13 protein-coding genes are annotated in these 12,160 nt (G+C 64.9%); 1 reads left to right on the forward strand and 12 read right to left on the reverse strand.

From position 1 onward, the window contains the following. On the forward strand, positions 1–1,086 hold the full coding sequence (locus tag NKI49_RS14020; protein WP_352600652.1) for an SIP domain-containing protein: 1,086 nt from the start codon (positions 1–3) through the stop codon (positions 1,084–1,086). A 55-nt stretch (positions 1,087–1,141) separates the two neighbouring features. Here the strand turns inward: NKI49_RS14020 and NKI49_RS14025 are convergent, their stop codons facing one another. The 12 genes from NKI49_RS14025 to NKI49_RS14080 all read right to left on the reverse strand — a co-directional run bounded on the left by NKI49_RS14025 (position 1,142) and on the right by NKI49_RS14080 (position 12,123). Next, on the reverse strand, positions 1,142–1,582 hold the full coding sequence (locus tag NKI49_RS14025) for an aconitase X swivel domain-containing protein (RefSeq protein ID WP_352600650.1): 441 nt from the start codon (positions 1,580–1,582) through the stop codon (positions 1,142–1,144). Continuing rightward, complete coding sequence (locus NKI49_RS14030; RefSeq protein WP_352600648.1) at positions 1,579–2,826, reverse strand: aconitase X; 1,248 nt, start codon at positions 2,824–2,826, stop codon at positions 1,579–1,581. The genes NKI49_RS14025 and NKI49_RS14030 overlap by 4 nt, the downstream gene beginning before the upstream one ends. Before the next feature lie 253 nt (positions 2,827–3,079). Further along, positions 3,080–4,144, reverse strand: a complete 1,065-nt coding sequence (locus NKI49_RS14035) for an ABC transporter ATP-binding protein (RefSeq protein ID WP_352600646.1) — start codon at positions 4,142–4,144, stop codon at positions 3,080–3,082. Beyond that, the gene (locus tag NKI49_RS14040; protein WP_352600644.1) at positions 4,144–4,932 is read right to left on the reverse strand and encodes an ABC transporter permease; all 789 of its coding nucleotides are present in this window, start codon (positions 4,930–4,932) and stop codon (positions 4,144–4,146) included. The genes NKI49_RS14035 and NKI49_RS14040 overlap by 1 nt, the downstream gene beginning before the upstream one ends. Then, entirely contained in the window at positions 4,932–5,801 is an 870-nt protein-coding gene (locus tag NKI49_RS14045) for an ABC transporter permease (protein WP_352600642.1), read from the reverse strand. Before NKI49_RS14045 ends, NKI49_RS14040 begins: the two co-directional genes overlap by 1 nt. Positions 5,802–5,866: 65 nt before the next feature. Beyond that, positions 5,867–6,928, reverse strand: a complete 1,062-nt coding sequence (locus NKI49_RS14050; protein ID WP_352600640.1) for an ABC transporter substrate-binding protein — start codon at positions 6,926–6,928, stop codon at positions 5,867–5,869. A 41-nt stretch (positions 6,929–6,969) separates the two neighbouring features. Then, positions 6,970–7,947, reverse strand: a complete 978-nt coding sequence (locus NKI49_RS14055; RefSeq protein ID WP_352600638.1) for a PfkB family carbohydrate kinase — start codon at positions 7,945–7,947, stop codon at positions 6,970–6,972. After that, the gene (locus NKI49_RS14060) at positions 7,944–8,984 is read right to left on the reverse strand and encodes an ADP-ribosylglycohydrolase family protein (RefSeq protein ID WP_352600636.1); all 1,041 of its coding nucleotides are present in this window, start codon (positions 8,982–8,984) and stop codon (positions 7,944–7,946) included. The genes NKI49_RS14055 and NKI49_RS14060 overlap by 4 nt, the downstream gene beginning before the upstream one ends. 3 nt (positions 8,985–8,987) lie before the next feature. Beyond that, the gene (locus NKI49_RS14065) at positions 8,988–9,713 is read right to left on the reverse strand and encodes a GntR family transcriptional regulator (protein WP_352600634.1); all 726 of its coding nucleotides are present in this window, start codon (positions 9,711–9,713) and stop codon (positions 8,988–8,990) included. 351 nt (positions 9,714–10,064) lie between these two features. Further along, complete coding sequence (locus NKI49_RS14070) at positions 10,065–10,229, reverse strand: DUF3309 family protein (RefSeq protein WP_081689478.1); 165 nt, start codon at positions 10,227–10,229, stop codon at positions 10,065–10,067. 240 nt (positions 10,230–10,469) lie between these two features. Continuing rightward, positions 10,470–10,988: a hypothetical protein gene (locus NKI49_RS14075; protein ID WP_352600632.1), complete on the reverse strand. Its 519-nt coding sequence runs from the start codon at positions 10,986–10,988 to the stop codon at positions 10,470–10,472. Between the two features lie 250 nt (positions 10,989–11,238). Next, entirely contained in the window at positions 11,239–12,123 is an 885-nt protein-coding gene (locus NKI49_RS14080; RefSeq protein ID WP_352600861.1) for a methyltransferase family protein, read from the reverse strand. Positions 12,124–12,160 lie beyond the last annotated feature (37 nt).

Here is a 12,160-nt window from a genome sequence, read left to right on the forward strand (position 1 = left end):
ATGATCGAAGCATCGGTGCGCGAACTGGCCTGCGAAGCGCGGCTCAACCTGCGGCATCTGCCGGACTATATGGACAGCATCGCCGACAGGCTGCAGAGCTTCGAGGCCGATGCTTCGCATCACGGCCAGCGCATCGATTTCCGCTTCGCCTTCGGCGACGCCTCCATCGACATGGAACAGCTGGTGATGCGGGCCAACGCCGCAGACCGCGACGGTCTCGCCCGCATCAAGGACCTGCTCGCCACCGCGGTGCAGGTCTACGCCGGGAAGGAAAACCCCGAGATCGTCTGGACCGGCGATCTCTCGGGCGAGACCAGCCTCGCCCAGTTCCGCGAAATGACGGTCACGGGTGTTCGCGACCTCACCCCAAATATGCGCCGCCTCCGATTTGCGGGCGAGGATCTCAGCCGCTTCGCCAAGTTCGGCGGCATGCATATCCGCATGCTGTTTCCGACCCGCGATGTGCCAGATCCACTCTGGCCGGTACTCGGCGGCAATGGTTTGCCGGTCTGGCCCGCCGACGACCGGCGCCCGGTGGCACGGGTCTACACCATCCGCGCGCTCGATGTCGCCAAGGGCATCATGGCCGTCGATTTCCTGGTCCATCCCGGCGACAGCGTCGGCTCCGCCTGGGCCATGCAGGCCGCGCCCGGCATGAAGGTCGGTATCATGGGTCCGGTCGGCCGCCCGGTGAGGCAGGCTGACTGGTATGTCATGGGCGCTGACGAGACCGGGCTGCCGGCGCTGGCGCGGCTTCTGGAAACGCTGCCCGCTGCAACCAGGGGCGTGGCCTTCGTCGAGATCGCCGATGCTGGCGAGAAGCAGAAGATCGCCAACACCACAGGCATCGAATTGCACTGGCTGACCAGGGACGGCGTGCCGGCAGGCGAGGACAGGCTGCTGGCCGAGGCTGTCCGCTCGGCAACGTGGCCGCAAGAAGGCTCAGCTTTCGGCTGGTTCGCCGCCGAGGCGGCCGCGGCGAAAGTCGTGCGCGAACACTGGCGCGGCACGCTGGGGCTCGGCCGGGACCAAACGCTGGCGGCCGCTTACTGGCGACGTGGTGCTGCGGGGCTGATGGCTGGGTGAAGCGGACGGCAGCGAAAAGTAAAGAAGCATCGGCACTGACTTTGAACGGCTGTTCTCAGACCTTGCTGACAATCGCCTTGCCATCCGCCCCAATGCCAATCACAACCCGATCGCCGGAAACAATGCCTGCGATGTCGCACACCACCAGCGGCATGCTGATCCCGTAGAGAAACTCCGCAACAATGGCGCCCACCGCCAGGATCGGGTCCGGCCGTTCCAAGAGGATGCCGGCCGGCGCCGTGCCCCTGCGCAGCGCTTCGGCCAGCACCGAGGACGAGGAAGACGAGCCGCGCCCGCTCGGCATGACCAGGATCTTGCCGGCGACATTCTGGCCGAGGCCAGGATGCGAGTGGTCGGTTATGTCGCCGGTCTCCGCATCGATGCCGCCCCAGAAGCTGAGTGGCTGCGAAAACACCAGCGCCTGCCCTTCGGCACTGCCGGCCAGTTGAAAGGTCCCGGATCGCCCGACGATGTCTGTCCCCGCCGGCGCGGTCATGACGTACCCCGCACGACGTGCCCGACCGCAGCCGAGCGAATGCAATCCTTCATCTCGGCGAAGGCGACGGACACGCCGATATTGCCGGGCGCGTAATGCGCCCATTTGCCGGAATTGGTCATCACCACGCCATCGAGGCGCTCGAGAATCGCGGTGACATAGGTGCAGGTATCGGCCACTGGAATGAGGCCGAACGCCTCCATGCCATCAAGCGCGCCCTCCTGTTGCAATCGCGCCAGTGTCGCGCGGCCGGTGTTGACGTAGATCGGGATGCCCCTGTCCGGCGCAATATCGCGCAGCATTGGCAACAACCGCATCCATTCCTCATGGGAAAAGTGCGGCGTGCCCAGCGACACGGCGGCCAAAGGCGCGCCGGCCGGCACTCCAGACAGCTTTGCCAGCGCGTGGTCGATATCGGCGCCAGTGATGTGGATGGTTTCCTCCGGCGCCTGACCGTGGAACGCCTCATCGATCGTCCTGGCTTCCGGGGTAATTCCCACCGCATGGAAAAGCGCCACCGCACCGGTCGTTGCCGCCGCCGCGCCCAGCGCCTTCAGCTGGTCCTCGTCGCGCGGTTGCGGCAGGCCGGCAATCACCGGAATGCGGTCGCCGCTCCGCTGCCCGACGATCAGCCCGACGCCGACGAACAGGCTGTCGCTCGGCTCCGGATCGGGAGGGGCCAATTCGAACAGGATCCGGCCGCGCCGGTTCTCGCTCAGATGCAGGCCCCAGGCGGGCGCGCGTCCGGTCATGGCGCAGCACAGGTCGATGAAATCGCCATAGCGGTTGGTGCGCGCGCCGATCACCGAGTTGGCGAAGACGATGGCATTGGATTCGCCCCACGCGATCTGCTGGCCGAAACTCGGCCGAAATCGCGTCTGATAAGGCGCGCAGGTAAACGTCGCCTGGCAGCCGAGTTCCATATGCGCCTTCATCAGCCGCCGCGCCGGCACCTCGGCCGCCGGCATCTTCACCATGCCGGGATGGATGAGGTCGAACGAACCGACATTGAGCGTCGTCGGCACCTGGACCCTCCCGCCGCCCTCGACCAGCCGTTCGACGAAATCGAGCCCAGCCTTGCCGTGATAGAGGCAGCCATCGATATGGGCGCCGGCAATGTCGAGCAGGCTACCGGCCCCGATGGCCTTGGAAAACGCGACGACGATTTTCATCGCGGCGGCCGCGGATGAGCCTTGCTCGCCGTCGAGCATGGAGCGGTCCCGCGCACTCAGTTCCAGGGTCATCGGCGTGCTCCGGGCCTTACTCGATCGTATGCGGGACAGCGCCCCCTCTGCCCTGCCCGTCCTCCGCAGCAGCTGCGCTGCAGCTGCGGAGGGTGGACCGGGCATCTCCCCCCTAGGGGACCCCTAGGGGGGAGATTGGCCGTCACTACCGCTTTCGCAAATTTCCTGCGTTGGAGAAAGAGCCGCAGCGTCGAAACCGCCGATCTCCCCCCTGCGAAGGAACGCGGACCGTCGTAGCTATCAGCCGCGCCACCTACCCCGCCGCAATCAGCACCGTACTCTCCGGCGACCAGTGCAGCACCACCTCCTGCCCCTCGTCCAGCCTGTCGGCGCCGGTGTTCTGCACGATGACCTTCAGCGTCTGGCCGGCACGCTCGACGAAGTATGTGCTGTTGTTGCCGGCAAAGATGCGTTTCGACACCTGTCCCCGCAGAATGTTGGCGCCGCCATCCGAAGCTCCGGCATCCCTGGCGATGCGGATGCGCTCGGGCCGCACGGCGCAGCTTGCCTTGGCGCCGGCGGCAAGCCTGGCGCCCGCGCCGGCGGCGATCGCCGTGCCGTCCGGCAGGCGGATGCCGTTGCCTGTCGCATCGCCGCGAAAGATGTTGGCGTCGCCGAGGAAGGTGGCGGCGAATTCGCTCTTCGGCCGGTCGTAGATCTCCTCCGGCGGCCCTTCCTGCACCAGCCTCCCGTCGCGCAATATGCCGATGCGGTCGCTCATCGTCAGCGCCTCTTCCTGGTCGTGGGTGACGAAAATAGTGGTGATGCCGATCTCGCGCTGGATGCGCTTCAATTCGATCTGCATGTCGACGCGCAGCGCCTTGTCGAGCGCGCCAAGCGGCTCGTCGAGCAAAAGCACGCGCGGCTTGGTGACGATGGCCCGCGCCAGCGCCACGCGCTGGCGTTGTCCGCCGGAGAGCTGATGCGGCCGGCGGCCGCCAAGCTTGCCGAGCTGCACCAGATCGAGCGCGCGCTGCACCTCCGTCGCAATCGCCGTCTTGGCCTCGCCGCGCACCGACAGGCCGAAGGCGATATTGTCGGCGACGCTCATATTGGGAAACAGCGCGTAGTTCTGGAACACCATGCCGATGCGGCGCTTTTCGACCGGCACCCGCTCGACGCTCTCGCCGCCGATGGCGATGCGGCCGGAGTCGGGAAAATCGAACCCGGCGATCTGGCGCAACAGCGTGGTCTTGCCGCTGCCGGATGGCCCGAGCAGCGCATAGAAGCCGCCATCGGCGAAGTCGATGGAGACATCGTCCAGCGCCTTGTGCGCGCCGAAACTGCGCGAGACGTTCGATACCTGGACGCCGGCCATTATTTCTCTCCGCCGAATTTGAAGAACCGCGCCGTGAGCAGCATCAGCGCCATCGACACGGCGATGATGATGGTCGAGACCGCGTTGATCTCGGGCGTGAAACCCTTGCGGATCGCGGCGTAGATTTCGACCGGCAGCGTTGTCTGCCCCGGCGTCGACAGGAAGTAGGAGACGACGAACTGGTCGAACGACACGGCGAAGGCGAACAGCCCGCCGGCAATGACGCCCGGCATGATCCACGGCAGCGTGATGCGGCCCGTCACCTGCCACTGGTTGGCGCCGAGCGAGCGCGCCGCTTCTTCCAGTTCCGGCGCGAAGGTCTGCAGCCGCGCCGAGACGACGACGATGACATAGGGCAATGCTAGCGCGACATGGCCGAGCAGGATGGCGAACAGTCCACGCCCGATGCCGACGCCGAAGAAGAAGATCAGCATTGCCGTGCCGGTGATCAGCCATGGAATGGCGATCGGCGGGAACAGCAGCGCCTGCAAAAGTTTCTTGCCGCGGAATTCATAGCGATAGAGCGCCAGCGAGGCCGCCGAACCGAGCACGACGCAGATGACGGTGGTGATGATGGCGATCTCCAAGCTGTTCCAGGTGGCGGAGATCAGCTGGTCGTTCTGCCACAGCGCGGCATACCACTCCGTCGTCCATTCGAACGGCAGCTGGTAGAAGGGCGAGACGTTGAACGACATCAACGCCATGATGATGATCGGCAGATAGAGGAAGGCGAGCAGCACCAGGATGTAGAGCCGGCCGAGCCATTCGAGGATGCGGGTGGTCGCCATCACGCAGCCCTGCGCAGCACCGGCGACGCCAGCGCCAGGATGACCAGCACCACCGCCAGTAGGATGAAGGAGAGAGCCGCACCCAGCGGCCAGTTGAACACCGCGACGAACTGGTCCTCGATCACCGTACCGTAGAAGGTGCCGGTGCGGCCGCCGAGGATGCGCGGCTCCATGAACGAGCCGACGACGGGCACGAAGATGAGTGCCGCGCCCGCCACCAGCCCCGGCAGCGACAGCGGGACGATCACCCGCTTCAGCAGCTGCAGCCGCGAGGCGCCGAGCGAGCGCCCGGCCTCGATCAGCGAGTCGTCGACGGCCTGCAAGGTGAGATAACAGGTCAGCACCATGTAGGGCACGTAGGAGTGCACCAGCCCGATGATGACGGCCGGATAGGAATACATCAGGTCGATGTTGATCTTGAACGGCAGCACCGCGTTGAGCGCGGTGTCGAGAATGCCGCCTTCGCGCAGCACCATGGCCCAGGAAAAGATGCGCACCAGCCCGTTCGACCAGAACGGCAGGATGACGAGCAGGAATATCGCCTCGCGGCTGCGGCCCTTCAGCACCTTGGCCAGCACGTAGGCCGCGGGATAGCCGATGACGATGCACCACAGCGTCACTTCGAGGCCGAGCCGCAGCGAGGCGAGCAGCAGCGTCGGATAGAGGCTTTGCAAGAAGAAGGCGGCATAGTTGCCTGATGTGAACGCCCACGGTTTTCCCGCCAGCGGCAGCTCGGTCATGAACGAGAAAAACACCATGGCCGAGAGCGGCAGGAAGATCGCCACCGTCAGCCAGAGATAGGCCGGCGCCAGCAGCGGCAACGCCGATCTCAGCCCGCCGCGCCGTGCGGCTGCCCCTTGTGCTGCCATGCTACCCTCCCCGGGAACCGGACCGCCGGCCGGCAGACAGCGCCGGCCGGCCCTGGATGCCGATGTTACTTCACATCGACCTTGAGCTGCTGCCACAGCGCCAGATAGGCCTCACGCTGCTTGTCGGTGATCGGCGCCTGGAACTGGATGCGCTTGGCCACCTCGGGGTCGCCCATCACCTTGCGGTTGAAGGCGTCCTCCGGCAGCGCTTCCACCGCCTTGGTGTTGGCCGACACCGGCGCGCCAACCTTGGTCACCCATTCGACATAGAATTTCGGGTCGATCATGTAGTTGATGAAGGCCTCGGCGCCGGCGACATTCTTGGAACCGGCCGGGATGGAAAAGGCGTCGAGCCAAGCGACGGCGCCTTCCTGCGGAATGACCAGCGAGACCGGCAGCTTGAAATGCGTCTTGGCGCGGTCGGCCGAGCCGCTCCAATAGGTGCCGATGTCGATCTGGTTCGAGGCGACCAGCTGGTTCCAGTCGTTCTCCGAGCTCCAGAACGTCTTGATCTGCGGCATCAGCGAGGTGAGCTTCGTCTTGACCGCATCCATATCCTTGATGTCGTTGATATTCTGGCCCGTGGCGATGGCGCCGAACTGCACCGCCTCGACGGCGTCGTCGCGGATGACGACACGGCCCTTATGCGCGGCATCCCACATTTCGGCGATGCTCGTCGGCGGCTTGTCGAAGGATTTTTCATTGATGGCGAGCGCGGTCAGGCCCCACACCCACGGCACGCCATAGACCTTGCCGTCATGGTCGAGCATCGGCGAACTCGCCTTGTCCTTGCTGATGTCGGCATAGTTCGGCAGCTTGGAGGTATCGATCGGCTGGATCAGCTTTTCGGCCATTGCCTGGTCGTTGAAGGCGGCGTTGATCATGACCACGTCGTATAGGCCGGGATTGGTCCGGATCTTGGTCAGCATTTCCTGTTCGGAATTGAAGAAATCGTTGACGACCTTGTTGCCGGTCGCCTTTTCGAAAGCCGCGACGGCCCACGGCTCGTCGGCGCCGTATCCCTTCCAGTTGAGCACATGGACTTCGCCGGCACTGGCGGCCAGCGTAAGTGCGGAGGTGAAGACGGCGGTCGCCGTCAAGAGAGCAGTCAAGTCAGGCATGCGCATGTTTCCGTTCCTCTCTTTGGTGTGCCCGCTTCCCGGGCTTGTCAGGCTGTCTGATTGGCCTTCCGGTTCTGGCCAGGCCCGCCGGTCGCGGTGGCTTGGCTCAGGAATGTCTGTATCTCGCGGTCGCTGGGCGCCGATGAGCCGCCGTGGCGGGTGACCGAAATGGCCGCCGCCGCATTGGCGTAGCGCGCCGCCTCGAAGGGATGCACGTTGCGCGCCAGCGCGCTGACGAAAGCGCCGATATGGGTGTCGCCGGCGCCGTTGGTGTCGACGGCGGCAACCTTGAAGCCGAAAATAGTCCGTGCACCGCCGTCGGCCAGCCGCACATGGCAGCCCTTGGCGCCGGCGCGAATGACGACGGCATCGGCGTTTGGGCAATGGACTTCGAGAAGTCGTACCGCCAGAGCCTCGATATCGCCTTGGCCAGCGATCTCGGCGGCTTCCGTCATGTTGCAGCTCAGCCAGGTCGTGCGGGCGAGCACCCGCGACAGAATGGGGCGCGGAATGTCTGCCACGACAGGCGTCGGATCGAACACGAACGGTGTCCCGGGCGGCAGCGCCTCGATCCAGTCGACCAGTGCGTCGCGGCTCCCCGGGTAGCTCAGCGTATAGCCGGAGGCGAACACCCAGTCTCCCGGAGCGATCGCGACGGGCGCCATCATATCGAGGCTGAGCACGCTCTCCGCGCCGGGCCAGGACACGAAGGTGCGTTCGGCATCGCTCGAGATCATTGCGACGCAATTGCCGCTGTCCATGACAGGCGATGGCGGCGTCAGCGTCTCGATGCCTTCGGCGGCGAAAGCGGCGCGCAGGAAATCGCCGTCCGGTCCGCTGCCGAGCTGGCCGCCGAACGCTACTTTCATGCCGGTGCGGCCGGCCGCGACCATCATGTTGAAGCCGCCGCCGGCGACTTGCGCAAAGCTCGATGCGGTCTTCTCCGTGCCGGGCGCCGGCAAGGCGTCGATGCGATAGACATAGTCGACCACCGCGCTGCCGATATGGACGAGACGCCCGCTCATGCCGCCGCGTCCTTGCCGGAACCGGCTTTCGCCACCCTTGCCTTCACGAGATCGGCGGCGAGCGCGCGAACCTCTGACATGTCGATGCCCTTAAGCCGCGCGACATGTTGTTGCGGCAGCCGCGAAAAGCCCGTGCAGGCGCCAGCCATGCCGGCGGCGATGGCGCCGATCGTGTCGGTGTCGCCGCCGAGATTGGCGCTGATGACGGCCGCCCGCCAGGGATCGCCCTGCGCGATCTCCAGCACGGCGAAGGCCGCCGGAACGGATTCCTGGCTGGCGACGCCGGTGCCGACCAGATCGGTGATCAGCCGGACCGCATCTCTCGTCGCCTTGCCGCGCACCATATCCTGCGCCCACGCAATGCGCGCGGCGATGTCGCCGCCGGTCACCCAATGGCCGAGGCTCGCCCCTCGCCTCGCCGCCGCGATAGCGCTGTCGGACGCCGCGCGCCAGTCGCCGCCGGCAACGCCATGGCTGACAGCCGCCGCGACCGCCGCGGCCGAAGCAATGGCGATCGAGGTGTTGTGCGTCGCCCGGCAGGTCTCGGCCACCTTGGCGACCAGCGCGTCGAGCGGCTCCGGCGGCAGCATGATACCGACCGGCGCGATGCGCATGGCCGCGCCATTGGTGTCGCCGCTACGCCCCGCTTCCTCGGCCGAAACGCCATTGTTGATGGCGTCGATGGCGCGCTTGGTCGAGGGTCCCAGCAGATCGTAGCTGCCGCGAGCCTTGACCTCGCGCTCCCAGTCGAGCAGCGCGTTGACCCAGCGCGTATGGTCGAAATGGTCGCCTGACATCACCAAGATGCGGCCGAGCAGCAGCGCCTGCTCGGTGTCGTCCGTGATGCTACCCGCCGCCAGCCCCTTCGACACCGGATGGTCGGCGAAAGGCGCGACGAAGTCCTCGACATGGCCATGGAGTTCGGCAATCCGGGCCGGCGACAAGAGTTGCGTCGGCATGCCGAGCGCGTCTCCCAGCGCCCCGCCGGCAAGCGCGCCCATGGCGCGGTCGAGCATGTCCTCGGTTTCGTCGGTCATCGCTCAAAACCTCATATGCAGCGCGAAATGCGCGGGGTTGAGCAAGCTGGTCACATATTCGATCGGCCTCTCGTCGGCTGCACGCGTCAACCGGCGGCCGCGCAGGAAGGGCGTGCCTTGCGGGCAGCCGAGGATGGCGGCGTCACCCGCGTTCAGCATCTCGATGTCGACCCATTCCTCGCCATGGTCGGGAATGAGGCCGGCGCCGCGCAATGTCTGGTGCAGCGAGCCTTCGCGCAGGCCGCGCAGCGGCACGTCCTCCAGTTCGGGCGACAGCGGCAGGCGGCTGCGCTCGATCGAGATCGCATGACCATCGCTGGCATTGGTGCGCACCCGGTCGACGGCGATGAAGAACGGGCTTTCTATGCCAAGCAGCGCGGCAAGCTCGGCGTCCTCCATCACCTCCAGCCGCAGCGTCCTTGTCTCGGCATTGGCGCCGGCATCGGCCAGCGCTCGCGACCAGCCGATCGCATCGTCGACCGGCTTGCCGTCGAAGGTAACGAAGGATCCGATGCCGACCTTGGTGGTGATGAGGCCGCGGCTGGACAGTTCCTCCAATCCCTTGCGGATGGTGTTGCGGCTGACGGAAAAGCGCTGGACGAGTTCGTTCTCGCTTTGCAGCCGGTCGCCGAAGCCGAGAACGCCGGAGCGGATCTCGTGTTCGAGAACAGTCGCGATCTGCTCGGGTTTGCCCGTGCCGGGAGACAGTTGAGCCACGCGCCGCTTCATATACGCACCTGTTCAGTGAACCTGTAAAGTCCTGCTCAATATCGCGACACGGGAGCACTGTCAACGCTGGGCGGTTGGAGCCTGCGAAGCATACGCCGCAGCGATCCAGGCATTTCGGCTGCGCAACGAAACGCGTCTCCAAGGAAAGCAAAAGCCCGCTCCGGCAAACCGGGGCAGGCCTTGGAGGAGGACCAGGGGTGGGACCCTCTCCTCTTGTTTCCACGTGGACCGCAATCACCATACGGGAGTTTGCCGAATGCCTGATCACGAGCCGGCCTGCGAACTTCAGGATCCGGTGCACGGCGGCATCTGTCAGAAATTGCGATCGCCCGCCGGGGTCGAGCAGCGCGGCTAGATGCGCCCGAGCAGGACAAGGATGATGACGATCAGCAGCACAAGCCCAAGCCCACCGCCGCCATAATAGCCGGTTCCGTAGAACGGGCCGCCGCCGAGGCCGCTGAGGCCGCCGAGCAGCGCAAGGACAAGAATAATGATGAGTATGGTACCTAGGCCCATGAATCTCACTCCTCTATGCGCTTGTGCGCCGGTTTCGGCGTCAAGCGTTGGCGACATTATTCAGGAACAAACGCTTCGAACGGGTTTGCGTTCCCCCGATGTCCTGACTGGCATATCGCCGGGATCAGCATAGCGGATGCGGAAAGCCCGCCAGGGGCGGGCTTTCCGACCGGCCGGAAGCCAGGAGAGTGCGGTCAGCCTCACGGCTGGTTCTGCACTTCCGATCCCGGCGCTCCTGCGTCAGCGGCGGGCGATCATCAGGCAGAGCCGACGCAGGTCGCGGTCATAGCTGCCTTCGCTGCTGAGCACATCGACGCAGCGTTTCTTCATCCGCGCCACCTGACTGTCCGACATGTCGGCGACGATGCCCGGCAGGTTCGGATGGCTGGGATTGCTGGGATTCGACGGATTGCTCGGATTGATTCCGCCGCCGATGCCCACGCCGACACCAACGCCGATGCCACCGGTATCGCCGGCATTGGCGCCGAGCCCGGCGCTGATGCCGCTCGATCCGCCGACATTGGCGCCGGCACCGGCGTTGACGCCACTGCTACCACCGATGGAAGCGCCGGCACCGGCGTTGACGCCATTGCTACCACCGATGGAAGCGCCGACGCCGGCATTGATGCCGCCGCTGCCGCCCACCGAGGCGCCGACACCGACGCCAATCCCGCCCGCGGCATTCGCAGGCAGGGAAAGAACGAAGCCGATCGCACTACCGGCCAACACACTGGCGACCGTTTTGTCGGTGAAAGCCATAACACTCTCCTGCTGTCGTTGCGCCAAAGCAGTCGGCACACAGCCGATTGCGATTCCAACTACGCAGGAGGCGATTTTTCGGTTTCAGAATTTCATGCTTGAGTAAAAGACATGATGTCCGTCGTATGAATACGAGCGGTACAATATTAATAAAATTGTAATTGTTAGAGACCTGGCGGAATTACCATTTCACGATGTCCACAGATCCAATTCGCGGCAGTTAAATCCGACGGCGCCGGGCCAGGAACCGTCAGACGATCCCGTAGAACAGCCGGTAAGGTACGCGGTTCATGTAATCGCGATATTCCGGCAGGGTGGCCAGCAACGCCTCTTCACGCATGATGCGGTGCAACTGCAGGAAGGTGATCACGGCGTAGACGGCGAAATTGTAGAAGGAAAAGGCCGACAGCAGGAACAGGACATGGCCGGCGAGGTAGCCGGCATAGATCGGGTGCCGCACCAGCCGGTAGGCGCCACCGGTCATCAAGCCGCGGTTGGCGGGCAGGATGGCAAAGGACCGGCCCAACGATATCTTTCCCCAGATGACGAAACATACAGCCAGGAGCTGCAGCGGCGCGGCAACATGGACCGGGATGATGGCGACACCCGGTTCGAGGGCGATCAAGGTGGTGCCGAAGCTGGCGGTCACGGAAATGACTACGGTGAGCGGGTTCCAGTCGCGCGTCACCGGTCGCCGCGACAACAGCAGCCATGTGAAGGTAAGCACCTCGGAAAACACCAGCAACGTGACATTGATCCGGGTCGGGTCCTGCAGAAGGTGATACACGCCGCGGTAGACGAACAACCACGCGCAGGCCAGGGCGCAGGTACGAAAGAAGCCTTCGCGCAGATCGATCAGTATCTCGCGCTTCCGCACCGCGGAGAAGTAACCGTCTCCGCTGGCAGGCAAAAGCGTTTCACTTTTCGACACGAGCAAGGCAAGCACCCCCGATGATCCCCCGCGGGGACCATTGCACGCAACAATTGCCGGGCGGTTAACCGGGAAGATCGGATCGGCCCTAAACCGGCGCTGGACGGGGCGCGAGGCGCCGCGATACGCCATTGCGGTCCAGATTTTCCGCCACATTGCAATTTGTGCTTGCATTTTGGAACAAATGAGGAACAATAGAAACACTGCCGCCAAGGCGGATCAAGGTTTTTGGGGGCCAGCG

The organism is Mesorhizobium sp. M0587, assembly GCF_040320945.1.
In the GTDB taxonomy this organism is placed as follows: domain Bacteria; phylum Pseudomonadota; class Alphaproteobacteria; order Rhizobiales; family Rhizobiaceae; genus Mesorhizobium.

Bases quoted from the DNA above. Each gene is read 5' to 3' on its own strand.
- NKI49_RS14045 (WP_352600642.1), bottom strand. From the start codon at position 5,801: ATGGCAGCACAAGGGGCAGCCGCACGGCGCGGCGGGCTGAGATCGGCG.
- NKI49_RS14055 (WP_352600638.1), bottom strand. From the start codon at position 7,947: ATGAGCGGGCGTCTCGTCCATATCGGCAGCGCGGTGGTCGACTATGTC.
- NKI49_RS14025 (WP_352600650.1), bottom strand. From the start codon at position 1,582: ATGACCGCGCCGGCGGGGACAGACATCGTCGGGCGATCCGGGACCTTT.
- NKI49_RS14065 (WP_352600634.1), bottom strand. From the start codon at position 9,713: ATGAAGCGGCGCGTGGCTCAACTGTCTCCCGGCACGGGCAAACCCGAG.
- NKI49_RS14030 (WP_352600648.1), bottom strand. From the start codon at position 2,826: ATGACCCTGGAACTGAGTGCGCGGGACCGCTCCATGCTCGACGGCGAG.
- NKI49_RS14040 (WP_352600644.1), bottom strand. From the start codon at position 4,932: ATGGCGACCACCCGCATCCTCGAATGGCTCGGCCGGCTCTACATCCTG.
- NKI49_RS14035 (WP_352600646.1), bottom strand. From the start codon at position 4,144: ATGGCCGGCGTCCAGGTATCGAACGTCTCGCGCAGTTTCGGCGCGCAC.
- NKI49_RS14050 (WP_352600640.1), bottom strand. From the start codon at position 6,928: ATGCGCATGCCTGACTTGACTGCTCTCTTGACGGCGACCGCCGTCTTC.
- NKI49_RS14060 (WP_352600636.1), bottom strand. From the start codon at position 8,984: ATGACCGACGAAACCGAGGACATGCTCGACCGCGCCATGGGCGCGCTT.
- NKI49_RS14020 (WP_352600652.1), top strand. From the start codon at position 1: ATGATCGAAGCATCGGTGCGCGAACTGGCCTGCGAAGCGCGGCTCAAC.
- NKI49_RS14070 (WP_081689478.1), bottom strand. From the start codon at position 10,229: ATGGGCCTAGGTACCATACTCATCATTATTCTTGTCCTTGCGCTGCTC.
- NKI49_RS14075 (WP_352600632.1), bottom strand. From the start codon at position 10,988: ATGGCTTTCACCGACAAAACGGTCGCCAGTGTGTTGGCCGGTAGTGCG.